Origin of the sequence: Mesorhizobium sp. M0019 (assembly GCF_040323975.1) — a bacterium.
Lineage (GTDB): Bacteria > Pseudomonadota > Alphaproteobacteria > Rhizobiales > Rhizobiaceae > Mesorhizobium.
On the sequence record NZ_JAMYVK010000028.1, the window covers coordinates 76,652 to 93,694 of the forward strand.

Below are 17,043 nucleotides of genomic sequence, written 5' to 3' on the forward strand. Positions count from 1 at the left end.
CGCCGGTGCAGCCAACCGCTCCCACCCCCTTCCCCACTGCGACTATGCCGCGCACGATTGCTGTTTCCGGGGTTGTTGCTGCCTAACACTGAACGCCACCAATTTGCGCCAGCGCAAAGAAACGCTGCGTCAGGCCAGATACCTTCTGCTCATCCGCAACGGTTGAGAGATAGGAGACTGACATGATCACGCGACGCGACGCCCTTTTCGGAGCAGCGATTGGCGCTGCCACCGTGGCGGCACTGCCGGCATTTTCGGCAACGGTGACAAAGACGGACATTCGAGGGCTCGCCCGCGAAAAGATCGAGCTCGTGGCACCGCCCTTTGTGCATCCGCACGATCAGATCGCCACGGGTGGACCGAAAATCGTCGAGTTCACCATGACCATCGAGGAAAAGCCCGTCGTCATCGATGCCGACGGCACGACGCTCAATGCGATGACCTATAACGGCTCGATTCCTGGCCCTCTGATGGTCGTGCATCAGGACGACTATGTCGAACTGACGCTCATCAATCCCGACACCAACTCACTCGCTCACAACATCGATTTCCACGCCGCAACCGGCGCGCTGGGCGGCGGCGCCCTGACGCTGATCAATCCCGGCGAGCAGGTGACCTTGCGCTTCAAGGCAACCCGAACGGGTACGTTCGTCTATCACTGCGCACCCGGTGGCGCGATGATCCCATGGCATGTCGTCTCCGGCATGAGCGGCGCCATCATGATCCTGCCGCGCGATGGGCTCAGGAACGACAAGGGCGAACCGGTAAAGTACGACAAGATCTTCTACATCGGCGAGAACGACTTCTATATTCCGCGCGACGAGAAGGGCAACTTCAAGACCTACGAATCGGCCGGCGACGGTTACGACGACATCGTCAAGGTCATGCGCGGGCTGATCCCGACGCATGTGGTGTTCAATGGCAAGGTCGGTTCGCTGACCGGCGACAATGCGATGAAGGCGAAGGTCGGCGAGACCGTGTTGATCGTCCATTCGCAGGCCAACCGCGATACGCGACCGCATCTGATCGGTGGCCACGGCGACTATGTCTGGGAACAGGGCAAATTCGCCAATCCGCCGGCCAAGGATCTGGAAACCTGGTTCATCCGTGGCGGCTCCGCGGGGTCGGCGCTCTACACGTTCCTGCAGCCCGGCGTCTACGCTTATGTCAATCACAATCTGATCGAGGCCGTGGAACTCGGTGCGACCGCTCACTTCATGGTCGAGGGCGAATGGAATGACGACCTGATGACGCAGGTCGAGGCGCCGACACCCCTCGCCACCAACTGACGGCACTCCAATTTGCCCGGACAGCGATGCTGTCCGGGCATGGACAAAGCGATGTCTCCATTGATCCTCAAGGTTCTTCCGGTCGCCCTGGTCGCCGCTGCCGTTCCGGCAGGGCTCTCGATACAGACGGTCTTCGGGGATCGACAACCTCACCCCATCGCTATGACGGTTACCTTGCTTTCGGGTTCGATCACCTATCCGACGCCAGGGGAGTTCCTGATGGAGGGACGCCCGCAAGCCAATCCCCGCCTCAAGCGGCAACTCAACAGACCTCTCGAAATCATGGCCTACCAGATCAGCGCGGCCGACTATGCGGACTGTGTGTCGGCAGGAAGCTGTCAGCCGGCACAGGAGACGCGCGCGATCCCAAGCAACGCTCCCGTAACTGGAGTGAGCTATCTCGATGCCAATGCCTACGCCCGGTGGTATTCGCAAGTGACGGGCGACCAATGGCGCCTGCCATCCGACGAAGAATGGGCGTTTGCCGCGGCGGAGCGGTTCGCAGGGGAATTTGAGGGTGTCGAAAACGACGCCAACAACCCCGCCAGACGTTGGCTCACCAGCTACAAGGCCGAGGTGGACCTCAATCGCAAACCGGACCCGTTGCCCAAGAGCCGTGGCTCTTTTGGTTTCAATTCCCTGGGCCTCGCCGACTTTTCCGGCAACGTCTGGGAGTGGACGTCGACCTGTTATGTCCGCACCACATTGGCTGCGGATGGAAGCGGTGTTGTGAGTTCGGTCGACAATTGCGGCGTCCACGTCCTTGAAGGGCTTCACAGAGCCTATATTTCGAGCTTCGTCAGCGACGGAAAAAGCGGCGGCTGTGCCGTTGGCACGCCTCCCGACAATCTGGGTTTCAGGCTGGTCCGGGACCATCGGGGGTGGGCGAACCGTATCGTCGGCTATCTCGGCATTGCCTGACAATCAGACGCGGCTGCTCCATTTGCGTTTTCGACGGTTGGCTGCTTGCCGCCTCAACGCGCCTTTGGCGTCACCAATGCGATTCCGTAAACCAGGAGGAAGCCGGCAAATGCCGCCACCCAGGCCGCGCCGGCAATATCGATCAACACGTCATAGGGGACGAAGGCGGCCAGGATTCTCAATGATCCTGCGAGGAGGACGGCTCCAAAAATGAACGAGGCGCCTTTTCCAGCCTTAAGATCTCGCCCGGTGTGACCGAGCGTTGCGCGGGTCATCACGGCAAGCGTCATCGCGCCGACCGCGCCAGTTCCGAGTGCGTGGAGTCCCGCCGCCGCCGGCACGGCATCGGGGAAGAAGATCGACACCGAGACAAGGGCGAGACCGACCGGCACGAAGGCATATGCGAGATGGAGTACGAGCACCAGCGGATCCCGCAAGGTGCGCTCGCCGGCCCACCGCGACAAGCGCCACGCCTGGCTGATTGCAGCGGCCGCCAGGAGCATTCCTGAGGCGCTGTTGTCGGGCGCGAACGTCCATGCTCCCAGCGCGATGGCTGAGATGGCTATCGATGCGATGTCAAAACGGTCGAACGGAGCAGGCAGCCGGCCAGGATTTTCGCGGACGAGCCAGTTGCGGGTGAAGCTCGGAATGATGCGCCCGCCGATCAACGAGATGAGCATGATCGCCGCGGCCATGCCGAGCCTGCGGCTGATGTTGGATGTGCCTTGAAGATGCGCCTCGATGTGGAACGTGCCGTTGGCGCCAGCCAGGACGGCAAGCGGCAGCAGTACTTTCAGGTTGCGCCAGTTCCGTCCTGCGACGATCTCGCGGGCCGCCGCGGCAGCAACCGCAAGCAGAAATGAGCCATCGATCACGGCGGCTGCTTCCCAGCCGATATCCGCCGAGACAAAGACAGCGACACGGCCGGCAAGCCACAGGACCACCAGCGCCAGCAGCGGCAGGCCTTGCACAGGCAGCCGGCCGGTCCAGTTGGGAATGGCGGTCAGCAAGAACCCGGTAACGATCGCCGACAGATAGCCGAACAGCATCTCGTGAATATGCCAGTTGACGGGAACGAACGCACTGTGGGCATTGAGTTCGCCGGCATACATCGGCAGCCAAAGCAGAATGGAGAGCGCCGCATACAGCGACCCTAGGAAGAAGAAAGGTCTGAATCCGTAGGAAAGAAATGCGGGCCCGGTGTAGCCCCGCTGGCGTGGAATTCCCATGATCTGCGTCTCCAATGAACAGGGCCGGATGAACCGCCGCCCTCGGTTCGTCCGGCCCGCGCCCGCCCCTTGTGCGGCAGGCATGGCTGTATCGATTGCCGGTCAGTTGGCCGGGATCTGGGTGAACAGGTCGGCAAACACTGTCTTTGCCTTCCCCGCATGCTTAACCGCCTTGGCGGCATCGAGATTGACCGGCTTGCCGACAACGATCAGCGCGACCATGCCCATGCCGTAGTGCGGCGCGCACTTGACGCCGTAGACGCCCTCCTGGGTCAGTGTGACGGTGATCTCCTCGTTGGGCTTTCCCTTGAAAGGCTCAGCGCCATCCGGAAGCATGCCCTTGATCGACTCTGCGTCATGGCTCTTGTCGGTCGGCACGAACTTCACGGTGTCGCCGGGTGCTGCCTTGACGAAGGCCGGCTGGAAAACCATGGCGCCCTTTTCGCCCTTGTTGAGCATTTGCACCACATGCTCTTCCGCGCTTGCGCCGCCGGCCAGCGCGAGGATGGAGATTGCGGCGGCGAGAATGGTGAGTTTCATCGGTTCGTCCTTTTGTTTCCTCGTCACGGCATTTGGCCGTTCCATGCCTTTTAGCCTGACAACCCCCGGCAGAATTTGCGCTGGCGCAAACTCGGAGTAGAAAGGTCTTCCGCATGACTGATGCGAAACTACAGGATCGTGAGGAATCCGCTTGGCTGCGTTGGACCGATCGCTGATATCGCGGCTGCCGCTCTTTCAAGGACTGACGCCCGACGAGCAGAGCGAGATCCTGCGAGATGCGCGGTCGTCTCGCTATGCCAAGGAGACGACGATCTTCGCGCAGGAAGCCGATGCCCATTCCTTCTTCGTGCTGATCGCCGGGCACATCCGCGTGGTTCGCACCACGCCGGATGGACAGCAGGTCATCGCTAGATACATCAGCGAAGGCGAGATCTTTGGCGTCGCCGCAGCCCTTGGCCGGACGACTTACCCCGCCAGCGCAGTCGCGGCGGTGGACTGCGTGGTGTTGGCCTGGCCCAACGCGCTATGGCCGGAACTGGCGAAGCGGTTTCCTGTGTTTGGGGCGACCACTTACCGGACGGTCGGAAACAGGCTGCAAGAAACCCAGACGCGGGTTGTGGAGATGTCCACTGAACAGGTGGAGCAGCGCGTTGCTCACGCGCTGCTGCGACTGGCAAATCAGACTGGTCGGAAGACCGACAGCGGCATCGAAATCGATTTTCCGATTTCGAGGCAGGACATTGCCGAAATGACGGGGACGACACTGCACACGGTCAGCCGGCTGCTCAGCAAATGGGAAGAGAATGGGATAATTGCCAGTGGACGCCAGAAAGTCACTGTCAAGGACGCGCACCGGCTTGTGGTCCTCTCAGGGAGTCGAACCAAGCGCTGATTTATCACCTGCGCGCTCGAACAGCCGATTCCAAATCCACCAGGAAGGCGGTCTCATTGATCTGATGCTCTCGGCACGCCTCAGCGACCGTATGGAAGGTACCGATTGGACAACCGACGCAAAGCATTCTGTATCTCAGCACGACAGCCACCGTTGCCGGCCATTTTCTCATGATCTCGTCGACGACCATGTCGGAATTGAACGAACTGAGCTCCTTCACGATGAAGTCTCCGCCATTGCGAAGCGTCTTAATAGATTCCTCTCAGGCCGCCTTCTTTGCGCTTTCGCAACTTTGATGAGCATTGCCGTTTGGCTAGGAAAAGCTAGACAAACGTCATGACCATAATTGCACCGATGACAATCAGAACAAGCCCGCCGATCAGCATAGGGAGCAGCGTGTTGTTCAGGTCGACGCCCGACTCGAATTGGTTGGCCACCGGTGTGTCATTTTTGTCTGGGTCAGTCATGCTTGTCTCCACGGGCCGGCAGACGCGAACCGCGCGGCGTTGCGGCTGAATTGTCGATCGAGGCCTTACCCATGCTTATCGTACGCCGAAGCTTCGGATGCAGGCAGCCCGCCGACAAAGTCCTGGGGCATCAATGCGACGTCGGCCAGCGTGTAACGATCAAGGGTGTTCTGGAAGGAGGCCATCGCGTCGCCGAACATTCCTGAAAGTTTGCAGCGGCCGGTGAGCACGCACTGATTTCCGGTCCCGAAGCACTCCACAAGCGCGAAATCTGGCTCCGTCAGCCGTACCACGTCGCCGATCCGGATCATCTCGGGGCTCCGCCCGAGGGCTAGCCCACCGGAGCGACCGCGGACCGCTTTCAAGTAACCGCCGCGAGTCAGGGTGTTGGCGACCTTGTTGAGGTGCGTTTTGGATACCTTGAACGTGCGTGCCACCTCCTCGATCGTGATCAGGCGATCACCGGCAGAGGCCGCGTACATTAGCATCCTCAAGGCGTAGTCCGAGAAATTGGTCAACCGCACTAACGGTTCCTCTTCGCAATTCTGGTACAGGAGCCACTTACAATCCAACCCCGCATCACAGGTCCTTCTCGACGATCGGTTCTATGCCCATCGTAGTCTCGCCACGGCTGAAGGCGACCGCGAGACGGAAGCTGTGAGCTATGCGCAGTGCGCGGTCCATGAACAGCGCCGCAACCTCGGGTGGGCAAACACGGCGCACCGTTGCGCGAAACAGCTTTAGCCAACGCCGGAAATGCGCCACTCCAAGGCCGGAGATCGCCAGGTGTGGCGGTAATGGACGGCCTTCATAACGGGACGACCGGAGCAGCGTAGCGGACCAGAAGTCGCACATCTTAGCCAGATGGCGCGGCCAAGCCTCAGGATGGATAGCGTTATGAAAGATGGGGCCGAGAAGGTCGTCGCGGCGAATCTCATCATAAAAGCCGTCAACCACAAGACGGATCATGGGTCAAGCACGTCTGGCAACGGGGCACCACCGATGACGATCGTTTTGTTGCTCCGACCATTCGCAATCATGTGCATGCTCTTAGTTTTCGAAGACCCAAAGACCTCAAAATAATTCCCCCACTCAAACAGCTCCGCAACGCACCGAGTGAAGTCGCGTCCACGATGACGATTGATGCAAAGGAGACCTTCGTCGGTATGGGTCGGAATCGCACCTTAAAGAAACATTGTCAATATATCTTATTGGCGGGCAGCTCGTGGCTAGAGGGCCGGTCGGCTGTTTAATGAGAGCGGAGTTGCAGGCATTCGCGGGCGGTGTCCGCCGGAACGCCATCAGCCAGCAGGTGCGAAACATTGGGCGAGCAATGACCGCCCAGGAAATCGAGGAGCTGCAGCACGCGGCCTTGGTGACGCGATCTGCGGTATGCCTGCACGACCGCTCTATCGTTGGCCGGCTGCGTGCTGCAGCCGTGCGATCAGGTCGCGGTTACGGCAATAGTCTGGCGGATCATCAGCTTGCTGGTGTTCATCAAGCCAAGTCGAGCATTCATCCTGGTGCCCGCAGGAGCGACACCGGTCGACCGCTCGATTGGTGACGGCAATATGGTCCGGAACGATCTTCAAATATTTGTCGACGCCGAGCTTCTGCATCATGCGGCTCATCAAGGCGGTCCTGGCGTCAACTGAAATCAAGTAGTCGAGAAAACTCATGTCGTTTCGCTCCCGTTTTCTGGCAGATCATTGCGATATCGGCGACCGCTGCGTTGATCTCGGTCAACAGGCGTCTCCCTCGTGGCGATATCGTGCGTGACTCAAGCGACGGGCGTGAAGGTCCTGATGCGACCGGCGGCTAATACAACATGAAGCGGTTGATGCTGCTCTCTTCGATCAGCGTACGCGTGACGCCGCCGAACGCCTATTCCCGCAGGCGGCTATGACCGCATGCGTGATGCCGTGGTGCTCGAGAAAGACGGGGACGTCCGCGAGGCTGTCATAGATGCTTTCGTCGCGTTTAGTACCGATTGTAGCGACAGGACTTCATTTGGCCTTGGCCAGAAAAGGGAATGCATCGGCTATCGCTCGCCGCGCTGCCGGTGTCTTTCCAGGCAGCCAGCACGGTTTTTGCAATGACATGTTCGACATTGCTTGCGGTGACCAGGACTGGCCGGCCGGTGCCGAGTGTCGAATTCGGCACCCAGTTCGGCGAGCCGCTTTCCAATTTCCGTTCGCTGAAACTGCATGATTTCACCTTCATGGACCAACCATGCCGTCGCCGGCCGCGATGAGCTGCGGGACGTCTGCAGCCGCCAGGCCGATAAGGTGAGCCCCGAACCGTTCCGCAGGCTCGATCCCCAACTTCACCATGGCTGCAGGAGGTGCATCTACGGCAAGATTTAAATAATTGACTTGTAGCACATTTGTGGTCGGCTTTCGCTGGAGCGTTTGGATCTATGATGAAGTGCATCCGCCGGCACTCGACGCCTTGATGCGTGTCAAATGACACTACTCACCGGATCCCGAACCTCTGACTACGCCGGTTTTTGCGTGTGCAGAAAGAGCGATGAATGATAGTTAGACTGCGTTGCGGGTTCCCTGATCAAAGGACTTGATTTGGACGACAAACAAACACGTGACCTGTCGACCGGCGTTCGCGCCGAAGGGCGGGTCGCGGCCGAACACGACCGGCTCTCCCAGATGTTCGAGCAGGCCCCTGGTTTCATGACCTTGATGCGTGAGCCGGGTCATGTCTTCGAGCTGACCAATGCCGCCTATCAACGTCTGATTGGCCAGAGGCAAGTGATAGGAAGGTCGGTACGCGAGGCCCTGCCCGAGCTCGAAGGCCAAGGATTCTATGAACTGCTGGACCAAGTATACGAAACGGGCAAGCCCTACAGAGGTCAAGGCGTGAAGGTCGCCCTTCGCAACAAGGACGGCGAGCCGGTCGATGAACGCATCCTCGATTTCGTATATCAGCCCATCAAGGCTGACGATGGTCGCATCACTGCGATCTTCGTCGAAGGCACCGACGTCAGCGAACTCTCCTATGCAAACGCCGCACTTCGACTGCGCGAAGATCATTTGCGTTCGATCCTGGCGACAGTGCCCGATGCAATGGTGGTCATCGACGAACAAGGCCGTATTCAATCCTTTAGCACGGCTGCCGAAACGCTGTTCGGCTACCAGTCCAGCGAAGTCATCGGCCAGAATGTCAATCTGCTGATGCCGTCGCCCTACCGCGAAGAGCATGATGCCTATCTTCACCGCTATTTGGCGACAGGGGAGCGCCGGATCATCGGGCTCGGTCGCATCGTCACTGGAATGCGCAAGGACGGCTCGACCTTTCCGATGGAACTCTCTGTCGGCGAGATGCATCCGGGAACCGGGCGCTTCTTTACCGGCTTCTGCCGCGACTTGACCGAACGCCACCGGGCGGAGGCAAGAATACAGGAGCAGCAGCTGGAGCTTCTCCACATGGCGCGGTTTACTGCGCTCGGCGAAATGGCCTCGACACTTGCCCACGAGATCAACCAGCCGCTCACCGCCATTACGAACTACCTTAAAGGCAGCCGGCGGCTTCTCGAAAAAAGCATGGAAGATAACGCGCCGATGCTGAGGGAGGCCGTCGAAAAGGCAGCGGAACAGGCCTTGAGGGCCGGAGACGTCATTCGCCACCTTCGAGACTTCGTCGCAAGAGGCGAGAGCGAGCGCCAGGTCGAACGGCTGCCGGCGATTATCAAGGAAGCCTCGTCACTGGCCCTGGTCGGCGCAAGAGAAATAGATGTCCGCGTCAGCTACAACCTTGATCCCGCCGCCGAACTGGTCTTGACCGACCGCATCCAGATTCAGCAGGTTCTGCTCAACTTGATGCGCAACGCGATAGAAGCCATGCAAGGCGTGCCACGCCGCGAGTTGCAAGTCATAACCGCGGCCCGTGACGACGGCATGGCAGAGGTAAGCGTGATCGACACCGGCACTGGTCTCGCGCCGGAAGTCTCCGCCCAGCTTTTCCAGCCATTTGTCACCACCAAGAAACAGGGCATGGGCGTCGGCCTCTCTATTTGCCGTACCATCGTTGAGTCGCATGGTGGCCACATCTGGGCCGAGGCAATACCGACTGGAGGAACCGCGTTCCGGTTCACCTTGCGCATCGTGGAGAAGGAAGAGGTCGCCGATGACCGGTAACCATCTGGTGCACGTGGTCGACGACGACGTCGACGTTCGCAAATCGCTTGGTTTTCTCTTGGCGACGGCTGATTTCGCCGTGCGCCTGTACGAATCGGCGACAGCTTTTCTGGCTACGGCCACGGGCAATCTCGACGGCTGCATTGTGACCGATGTGCGCATGCCGGGCATTGACGGCATCGAGTTCCTGCGACAGCTCCGGAGCCGCGGGCATACGCTTCCGGTCATCGTCATGACGGGTCATGCCGATGTGGCCCTCGCTGTTCAGGCGATGAAGGAAGGTGCCGCCGACTTCATCGAAAAGCCGTTTGACGACGAGGTGCTGATCGAAGCGATCCGCTCCGCATTGGACAGTCGCAATCGGACGGAGGCGACACACCCACAAGGCGTGGAAATCCGTGGTCGTCTGTCGGCCCTGTCGGAGCGGGAGCGACAAGTGCTGGACGGCCTTGTGTCCGGCCTGCCGAACAAGACGATTGCCTATGACCTCGGCATCAGCCCGCGCACGGTCGAGATCCATCGCGCCAATGTCATGAGCAAGATGGCCGCGAGCAGTCTGTCGCATCTCGTGCGCATGGCTTTGGTTGTGGAGTCCAAACGTTAAAGCGAGTCAGTAAGGGACCTGTGGTTGTTTGCCGGGATCGCATCCGGCACCCAGTCTCGCCAGTGGGTCGGGTGAACGTCGATGCGTGCGCGGGTGGCGGCGTTCTTCCAGCCTTCCTGCTCCTTGATGCAAGGAAAGACAAGCGCATGTTCGCCGTCCTCGTCGAGGACGGCCAGTTCCAGCTCACGATCGAACGGAGCGCTTGAGATCGGCTTCCACATCATCCCCTATGATGGGTGGGAGCAGCAGGCCCCGCCTTGATCTGGATCATTTTCCAAATCCCCACTCCGGTATGGACGCTGACACTGACATGGGCCGCCATGCGAGTCACCGGCGGGCCTAGCCATGGTTGTCGATTCATCTGTCGGCCGACCGACTCCTTGATCGTGATCAATGACCTCCCTGGCGGCAGGGCTACGATCCGCGATGCCGAATATCAGAGTCGATGGAGCACCGGCGACACCGTGCTGTCACGAAAAACAGGAGATCGCGCCGATGCTGATCCGCACGCTTTCTGCTTTGGAATGTACAAAATTGCTGACGGCCAACCGGGTCGGCCACTTGGCATGCGCTAAGGATGGACATCCCTACGTCGTGCCATTCTACTATGCGCACGCCGACAATCACCTCTATGCATTTTCCATGTCGGGCAAAAAGGTCGACTGGATGCGTGCCAATCCGCTGGTGTGCGTCCAGGTCGACGAACGCGGCCAAGGGCGGGCATGGAGAAGCGTGGTTGTCGATGGTGTCTATGAAGAACTGCCTGATCGGATCGGCTACAAAGTTCAGCGCGACCATGCGTGGTCGGTGTTGAGCAAGCACGTCGACTGGTGGGAGCCTGGCGCTCTGAAGCCGGTTACGCCTCCTGTTTCGGACAGCACTCCGCATGTTTTCTTCAGGATCGTTATCAAGCAGGCATCGGGTCGGGAAGCAAAGGAATAGCGTGCTTCCCGTTCCGAACAGCGCGGGCGCACAGCCGCTGTGGATTGTGCCGTGCAATCCGTTTTCACGCCAATTCGTCCATCGCGCAAAAAAACATTGGAAGTCCGAGCCAGCTTGGGGATAGGCACTCTGTGGCGCATGTATACCAGTGGTGAAGGGCGATGGCGCAGGAAAATCTGGTGGTGTGCAGCAAATGCGGCGGAATCAATCGACTGCCGCCAGCGCGCGATGCCAAAAACGCAAAATGCGGAAAGTGCGGGAAAAAGCTGTTCTCAGGCCACCCCGAGGACGTCGATGCACGAACGTTCGATCGTCAGCTCAAGCGAGGCACCCTTCCCGTTGTCGTGGATGTCTGGGCGCCATGGTGCGGGCCCTGCAAGATGATGGCGCCCGCATATGAAGCCGCAGCAAACGAACTGGAACCGCATGTTCGGCTGATCAAGCTCAACTCCGATAATGAGCAGGCCGTTTCAGCCAGGCTCGGCATTCGCGGCATCCCGACCATGATCCTGTTCCATGGCGGACATGAGGTTGCGCGCACTTCCGGTGCAATGACGGCGGGGCAGATCGTCAGGTGGATCCGCGACCACCTGCCTGTGGCCGGCGCCTAATCGTGGATCCGCTCATCGCCCGACTCGGACTTGCACTGACTATAGGCCTGCTCGTCGGACTGGAGCGCGGCTGGCGAGAGCGGGACGCGCCCGATCGTAGCCGGACGGCCGGAATTCGAACCTACGGCATATCCGGTCTGCTCGGCGGCATTCTCGCAGCTCTGGCCGATGCTCTCGACGCAGTGTCCGTGCTGGTCGGTGGTTTCATCGCCTTTGCGGCAATCTTCGCCTGGTACAAGGCGCGTGAGGCAGCCCATGATGAGGATTTCAGTGTTACGGCGGTAGTAGCAGCCCTTTGCGTGTTCGCGCTCGGTGCATTGTCCGTCGCAGGCGATCACCGCGCCGCTTCTGCAGGAGGAACAGCACTCGCGGCCATCCTTGCCAGTCGAGAAATCCTGCACGGCCTCCTGAAGCGGCTGACCTGGATCGAGCTTCGTTCCGCGCTGATCCTGGCTGTGATGAGCGCGATCATCCTGCCCTTGCTGCCAAACCGGACGATGGATCCATGGGGCGGCTTCAATCCATGGGAAGTCTGGTTCCTCACGGTGCTGATGGCGTCGATATCGTTCGCCGGCTATGTCGCCGTTCGCGTCCTGGGGACCACCCGCGGCCTGCTCGTCAGCTCGCTCGCCGGCGCCATCGTCTCTTCCACCGCCGTAACCGTGGCGCTGGCCCGCAACGCCGTGTCGGGAAGCAATCCTCTGCCGCTCGCTGGCGCGGCGTCGCTGGCCGCAATGGTTTCCTTGCTACGCGTCTGCGCCGTGGTTCTGATCGTCGAGCCAATCGTGTTCGCTTCGGTTGGCATTCCCGCAATTGTCGCGGCGCTCTCCTTCGCTGCTTGCGGAGCATTGCTGCTGGCTCGGGACAGCGGGGATCACGAGGGTCCCGCGGTCGCGCGCAATCCATTCGACCTAGGCCCGTTGCTGCTCTTTGCCCTGCTGTTTGCGATCGTCGCGACCGCGAGCGCTGCATTGGCTGCTCAATTCGGCGGACGCGGCTTGCTGGCGAGTTCGGCGTTTGCAGGCATGTTCGATGTCGATGTCTCGGTTCTCAGTGCCTTGCGCCTGGTCAAGCATTCGGTCCCTGTCGAGACCATTGGCCAGGCGGTGCTCGCGGCACTGGCAGCAAACGCGATCTGCCGCCTGTCGCTGGCCGCATTTGCCGGCCCAATCAGGTTCTGGTTGCCGCTCGCAGGTGCAACCCTCGTCGCCGCAATAGCCGGCTACGGCACGATGTTGCTGCCATCGACCTTCTGATAGCGCCGAGAACCGGCCTCTTTTGATGCCGATCAAGGGCCAAGCCGGACAGCCGTTTTATGAAACTCCGCGAAGGAGTACGCCATGATCAGCTTGAAGGGTCTCACCCCGAAATTCCGGCACGTCCGGTTGGTGCCAAGCCGCCCCGGAGGTAACCCATGCCGCGGCGTATCTTGATTGTTGTCGGCCATCCCGATCCATCGCCGCACCGGCTCTGCCGTAGTCTCGCCAAGGCCTATGCCGAGGGAGCGGAACTGGCGGGGCATGTCGTCCGCTGGGTCGACCTCGCGGCACTCGATTTTCCAATGCTTCGGACGGTGCAGGAGTTCGAGCACGGCGCGATTCCCGACAGCCTAAAGGACGCCGCTGAAGCGATAGTCTGGGCGGAGCACATTGTATTTGTCTTTCCGCTGTGGCTCGGGACCGTGCCGGCTCTGCTCAAGGCCTTTCTGGAACAGGTGCTGCGGCCGGGAACTGCCTTTACCTACCCGGACAAGGGTGGCGGCTTGCCCAGGAAACTGCTCCGCGGCCGCTCCGCTCGCGTCGTGGTCACGATGGGCATGCCGGCCGTTCTTTACCGGCTATGGTTCCTCAGTCACGGCATTGCCGGCATGCGGCGGAGCATTCTGCGTTTCGCCGGCGTGAGCCCGGTGCGCGAAACCTTGTTCGGCATGGTCGCGGATGCCACCGATACGACGCGGGCGAAATGGTTCGAACAAATGCGCAGGGTCGGTGAGCGGGCGCTTTGGCACGATCGTCTTCAACCGGAACAGCAAAACTCCCCTTTCGCACGAATGCAAAGGTGGGCGAACGTGAGAATTGGCACGGCTTTGCGAAGTGCCGGTCAGCAAAGGCTCGCCCGCCGACGTCGCAATGGACCCTGAGCGCACTGCTCGCCTCGGCCTTTGTCGTTGCGCTCGGCTACGGAATCGTCTTGCCGGTCCTGCCGATGATGGTCGAGCGGCTTGCCGGTGCGACAGATCCGACATTCAATGCGCGGCAGATTGGCTTCCTGACTGCTGCCTATATCGCCGCGCCGGTGGGCGCCGCTTTCCTCTCGGGGAAGTGGTCTTGTTTGATCGGGCGCAGATCTGCTGATCGGCTTTGCCATCACCTTGGCCGCTTCTGCGCTGGCCGCAAGTCTGCTCGTTCTTTATGTCGGTCGGATATTGAATGGCGGCTTCGCGGCTGCCGTGGGGCCAACGGCTCTTGCGTTCATTGCCGATACCCAAGGAGGGGACGATCGCCGCACGAGGGCGTTCGGCCGGATGAGCATGGCATCGATCGCAGGCTTCGTGGTCGGGCCCACACTTGGCAGGCTCGCGGTGGGACTGAAGCTTGATTTGGGCGTCGGGCTGTCCCGCCACAGACCGTTCCCTTCCTTCTAGCGTCCGGCCTCGCTGTAGCGGCAGCGCTTGGTGTGTGGTCTGTGCTGCCTGGAAACCTGCTGCCCGGCCCCCGTGTTGAGGCGAGCAAACCCGGGTCATCAATGTTCGCACCCGGAGAGTTACGGCTGCTCGCTCTTGCCGCCGTGGCTGCGGCAGGGCTTGGCGCATTCGAGGTCGCGCTCACCCTGCGAAACGCCGAACTCGCAATGGGTCCCGCCGCGCTCGGCCTCATGTTCGCAACATGTAGCGTTGTCATGTTCGCGGTCCAGGGACTTGTCTTCTCGCCGCTCGTCAACCCGGCAGCGGCGAGGCTGCTTGTGGCTCCTGCCCTCCTGGTGATGGCGATGGGTCTGGCGGTTGTGCCGATACTTGCCGGGCTCACGGAAATGCTGTTTGCGGTTTCCGTTGTTTCGGCTTCGGCCGGCGTGATCAGCCCGCTGCGCGCCTACTGGGTGTCGCGCATCAGTGCACGACGCCAAGGTATGGAACTCGGCATCGAGTCGGCAGCGGTCAGCCTCGGGCGTTAGTGGGCTCCGCGGCCGCCGGCCTGCTGTTCGGGGTTCCCCGGGCTGGAAGGCGCCGCCTTCTTCGCCGCTGCCGCAGCAATGGGCCTCGCCGCGATTGCAAGCCTGAAGCTGCCGCTGCCATTGGCGCGCGCACATTCCGAGGCGCGGTCGAGCCCTGCCGACCGAGCGGACGCAGCAGTTTGATCCACGTCATTGCGAGTGCGGCTGCCAGGATGTGAAATACAAAAAACAGGAGATCGCATCGATGCTGATCCGCACGCTGTCTTCACTGGAATGTACGAAGTTGCTAGCGGCCAATCGTATTGGCCACTTGGCATGCGCGAAGGACGGGCAACCCTACGTCGTGTGTTTCAACTACGCCTACGCTGACACTCACCTCTACGCGTTTTCCTTGCTAGGCAAGAAGATCGAGTGGATGAGAGCCAATCCCTTGGTGTGCGCCCAGGTCGAGGAACACGGCCAAGGACGCGGATGGAGAAGCGTCATTGTCGACGGCCGCTTTGAAGAACTGAGTGACCGGACCGGCCACGAGTTTCAACGCGGTCATGCATGGGCAGTGTTGAGCAAGCACACGGACTGGTGGGAGCCTGGCGCGCTCAGGCCGATCACACCTCCCGTGTCAGACAGCACACCGCACGTTTTCTTCCGGATTCTCGTAGAAGAAATTTCGGGCCGGGAGGCAATAGAATAGGCTGTTTTCCGGTAGATTGACGCGTTGCACGGAACGCAAGCACCTGGCTGACAGTGGATTGCGCCGGGCCGATCGTTTTCAGCCTTTGAATTCTCAGCTCGACATTTCGATCGGCGCCGATGATCGCGAACGTGTGCCGGTGGCAAGGGGAAGCTATAGATCGCGCGAACTTGGCCGCTTTCGATGGACCATGCCCGCGCCCAACTCAAGTAAGTTTCTTCTCGATTGCCGGCGGATCACTGGGATCGGTCATGGGCGGAACGCGCGTTGGGGCGGACGATAACATCAAGGCATTTCCTAGTGAGCGGTCGGGCCGCGCCGCTCCAGGAAGTCGGCGAAGCGGGCGAATGAGAAGGAGAGTGCGAAGAAGATCGCCCCGATAAACAGGAAGGTCTCGGCCGCTGGCGATGGCCAGTCCGGGTCGGCCAGCGCCGCTTTACCGGAGCTGATCAGGTCGAACAGGCCGACCACCAGGACCAGGCTGGTGTTCTTGATCATGACGATGATCGTGTTGGCCAGCGCCGGGATCGCCACCTGGATCGCCTGCGGCAGGATGACGAGATATTGCGTGCGCCAGAAGGGCAGGCCGAGCGCCGCCGCGGCCTCGTATTGGCCATTCGGGATGGCCTGCAGGCCGCCGCGGATCACCTCGGCGAGATAGGCCGCGGCGAAGATGGTGAGGGCGACCAGCGCACGCACGAACTTGTCGGGCAAGAGGGCCTCGGGCAGGAACAGCGGCATCATGATCGATGCCACGAACAGGATGGACAAGAGCGGTAGTCCGCGCACCGATTCTATCAGGACCACAGCGCCGATGCGTATCATGGGCATGGTCGAGCGCCTGGCCAGCGCCAGGAGGATGCCGACGGGGAAGGCGACGCCGATGGCAACGACAGTGAGGATGAGTGTCACCGGCAGGCCGCCCCAGGACGAGGTCGGAACCTCGACTAGGCCGAAACCGCCGGCCATCAGCCAGAAGATCAACACGAGCGCCGCCATCCAGAGCGCTGCCAGCCGCGGCGCCCAGCTGGCGGGCCGCACCGACCAGGCAAGCAGCGCCAGGATAAGCACGCAGACGATGGCGGGGCGCCAGCGTTCGTCGAGCGGATAGATGCCGAACAGCAACTGCCCGGACTTGGCGTAGATGAAGCTCCAGCAGGCTCCGGTGGTCACCCGGCAGGCGCTTGGATTGGGATCGAACAGCACGGCGTCGATTACCAGCCAGCGCAGCATCGGCGGTACCGTGGCGACGAGCAGAACGCCGAACAACAGCGTCAGGGCGGCATTGAGCGGCGTGCCGAACAGGAGCTTGGCGGACCGCCGCAAGGCGCCGAAGCGGATCTGTCCTGGCATTGGCTCGGCCGGAAGGGGAAGAGACACGGCCTTCATGGTTCAGCGCTCCACGATGGCGATGCGACGGTTGTACCAATTGGCCGCGCTCGACAGGCTCAGGTTGAGGGCGAGATAGACGCCGAGGATGATGAAGACCCCCTCGATCGAATGGCTGGACTTGCTGATGATGGTGTTCATGACCGCAAGGAAGTCCGGATAGCCGACCGCGATCGCCAGCGTCG

At 60.9% G+C, this 17,043-nt stretch carries 21 protein-coding genes and 2 pseudogenes; 13 read left to right on the forward strand and 10 right to left on the reverse strand.

Going from position 1 to position 17,043, the window contains the following annotated elements; genetic code table 11:
• Positions 1–182 precede the first annotated feature (182 nt).
• A complete protein-coding gene (nirK, locus tag NKK47_RS20435; RefSeq protein WP_352578061.1) occupies positions 183–1,289 on the forward strand; it encodes a copper-containing nitrite reductase in 1,107 nt (368 codons plus the stop codon).
• Positions 1,290–1,328: 39 nt separating this feature from the next.
• Positions 1,329–2,210: an SUMF1/EgtB/PvdO family nonheme iron enzyme gene (locus NKK47_RS20440; protein ID WP_352578062.1), complete on the forward strand. Its 882-nt coding sequence runs from the start codon at positions 1,329–1,331 to the stop codon at positions 2,208–2,210.
• A 53-nt stretch (positions 2,211–2,263) separates the two neighbouring features.
• Here NKK47_RS20440 and NKK47_RS20445 read toward each other — a convergent pair whose 3' ends face one another.
• Together NKK47_RS20445 and NKK47_RS20450 are read right to left on the reverse strand one after the other, a co-directional pair.
• Positions 2,264–3,439 (reverse strand): NnrS family protein, encoded by a 1,176-nt coding sequence (locus tag NKK47_RS20445; protein WP_352578063.1) that lies wholly within the window; start codon positions 3,437–3,439, stop codon positions 2,264–2,266.
• A gap of 102 nt (positions 3,440–3,541) precedes the next feature.
• Complete coding sequence (locus NKK47_RS20450; RefSeq protein ID WP_352578064.1) at positions 3,542–3,979, reverse strand: pseudoazurin; 438 nt, start codon at positions 3,977–3,979, stop codon at positions 3,542–3,544.
• Between the two features lie 151 nt (positions 3,980–4,130).
• Here NKK47_RS20450 and NKK47_RS20455 point away from each other — a divergent pair, with 151 nt between their 5' ends.
• Positions 4,131–4,832 carry a Crp/Fnr family transcriptional regulator gene (locus tag NKK47_RS20455; protein ID WP_352578065.1) on the forward strand — a complete coding sequence of 234 codons (702 nt, stop codon included), beginning with the start codon at positions 4,131–4,133 and terminating at the stop codon, positions 4,830–4,832.
• Between the two features lie 4 nt (positions 4,833–4,836).
• On the opposite strand, the gene NKK47_RS20460 is transcribed toward NKK47_RS20455, so the two are convergent.
• From NKK47_RS20460 to NKK47_RS20485, 5 genes are all read right to left on the reverse strand, one after another.
• Entirely contained in the window at positions 4,837–5,022 is a 186-nt protein-coding gene (locus NKK47_RS20460) for a DUF1858 domain-containing protein (RefSeq protein WP_352578081.1), read from the reverse strand.
• Between the two features lie 133 nt (positions 5,023–5,155).
• The gene (locus NKK47_RS20465; protein ID WP_352455556.1) at positions 5,156–5,299 is read right to left on the reverse strand and encodes a hypothetical protein; all 144 of its coding nucleotides are present in this window, start codon (positions 5,297–5,299) and stop codon (positions 5,156–5,158) included.
• 65 nt (positions 5,300–5,364) lie between these two features.
• Positions 5,365–5,823 (reverse strand): RrF2 family transcriptional regulator, encoded by a 459-nt coding sequence (locus NKK47_RS20470; protein WP_352578066.1) that lies wholly within the window; start codon positions 5,821–5,823, stop codon positions 5,365–5,367.
• Positions 5,824–5,878: 55 nt separating this feature from the next.
• A complete protein-coding gene (locus NKK47_RS20475) occupies positions 5,879–6,268 on the reverse strand; it encodes a group III truncated hemoglobin (protein WP_352578067.1) in 390 nt (129 codons plus the stop codon).
• Between the two features lie 440 nt (positions 6,269–6,708).
• On the reverse strand, positions 6,709–6,978 hold the full coding sequence (locus tag NKK47_RS20485; RefSeq protein WP_352455553.1) for a DUF6455 family protein: 270 nt from the start codon (positions 6,976–6,978) through the stop codon (positions 6,709–6,711).
• A gap of 353 nt (positions 6,979–7,331) precedes the next feature.
• On the opposite strand from NKK47_RS20485, the gene NKK47_RS20490 reads away from it, so the two are divergent.
• From NKK47_RS20490 to fixJ, 3 genes are all read left to right on the forward strand, one after another.
• On the forward strand, positions 7,332–7,553 hold the full coding sequence (locus tag NKK47_RS20490) for a hypothetical protein (protein WP_352455552.1): 222 nt from the start codon (positions 7,332–7,334) through the stop codon (positions 7,551–7,553).
• Positions 7,554–7,902: 349 nt separating this feature from the next.
• The gene (locus tag NKK47_RS20495; protein ID WP_352578082.1) at positions 7,903–9,450 is read left to right on the forward strand and encodes a PAS domain S-box protein; all 1,548 of its coding nucleotides are present in this window, start codon (positions 7,903–7,905) and stop codon (positions 9,448–9,450) included.
• The gene (gene fixJ, locus NKK47_RS20500) at positions 9,440–10,054 is read left to right on the forward strand and encodes a response regulator FixJ (RefSeq protein ID WP_352578068.1); all 615 of its coding nucleotides are present in this window, start codon (positions 9,440–9,442) and stop codon (positions 10,052–10,054) included. Before NKK47_RS20495 ends, fixJ begins: the two co-directional genes overlap by 11 nt.
• Here fixJ and NKK47_RS20505 read toward each other — a convergent pair.
• A complete protein-coding gene (locus NKK47_RS20505) occupies positions 10,051–10,278 on the reverse strand; it encodes a hypothetical protein (RefSeq protein WP_502905025.1) in 228 nt (75 codons plus the stop codon). The two genes, fixJ and NKK47_RS20505, sit on opposite strands and share 4 nt — an antisense overlap.
• Positions 10,279–10,549: 271 nt before the next feature.
• Here NKK47_RS20505 and NKK47_RS20510 point away from each other — a divergent pair, with 271 nt between their 5' ends.
• The 7 genes and pseudogenes from NKK47_RS20510 (at position 10,550) to NKK47_RS20540 (ending at position 15,469) form a co-directional block, all read left to right on the forward strand.
• Entirely contained in the window at positions 10,550–10,996 is a 447-nt protein-coding gene (locus NKK47_RS20510; protein WP_352578069.1) for a pyridoxamine 5'-phosphate oxidase family protein, read from the forward strand.
• Between the two features lie 161 nt (positions 10,997–11,157).
• A complete protein-coding gene (trxC, locus tag NKK47_RS20515; protein WP_352578070.1) occupies positions 11,158–11,607 on the forward strand; it encodes a thioredoxin TrxC in 450 nt (149 codons plus the stop codon).
• 2 nt (positions 11,608–11,609) lie between these two features.
• Positions 11,610–12,863 (forward strand): MgtC/SapB family protein, encoded by a 1,254-nt coding sequence (locus tag NKK47_RS20520; RefSeq protein WP_352578071.1) that lies wholly within the window; start codon positions 11,610–11,612, stop codon positions 12,861–12,863.
• A gap of 158 nt (positions 12,864–13,021) precedes the next feature.
• A pseudogene (locus NKK47_RS20525) lies at positions 13,022–13,606 on the forward strand (NAD(P)H-dependent oxidoreductase); the annotation flags it as partial.
• A 372-nt stretch (positions 13,607–13,978) separates the two neighbouring features.
• Positions 13,979–14,251, forward strand: a complete 273-nt coding sequence (locus NKK47_RS20530) for an MFS transporter (protein ID WP_352578072.1) — start codon at positions 13,979–13,981, stop codon at positions 14,249–14,251.
• A gap of 101 nt (positions 14,252–14,352) precedes the next feature.
• Entirely contained in the window at positions 14,353–14,778 is a 426-nt protein-coding gene (locus NKK47_RS20535; protein ID WP_352578073.1) for an MFS transporter, read from the forward strand.
• Positions 14,779–15,022: 244 nt separating this feature from the next.
• Positions 15,023–15,469, forward strand: a complete 447-nt coding sequence (locus NKK47_RS20540; RefSeq protein ID WP_352455548.1) for a pyridoxamine 5'-phosphate oxidase family protein — start codon at positions 15,023–15,025, stop codon at positions 15,467–15,469.
• Between the two features lie 297 nt (positions 15,470–15,766).
• Here the strand turns inward: NKK47_RS20540 and NKK47_RS20545 are convergent, their stop codons facing one another.
• Complete coding sequence (locus tag NKK47_RS20545; RefSeq protein ID WP_352578074.1) at positions 15,767–16,858, reverse strand: amino acid ABC transporter permease; 1,092 nt, start codon at positions 16,856–16,858, stop codon at positions 15,767–15,769.
• Positions 16,859–16,861: 3 nt separating this feature from the next.
• Positions 16,862–17,043 (reverse strand): annotated as a pseudogene (locus NKK47_RS20550) (amino acid ABC transporter permease); the annotation flags it as partial.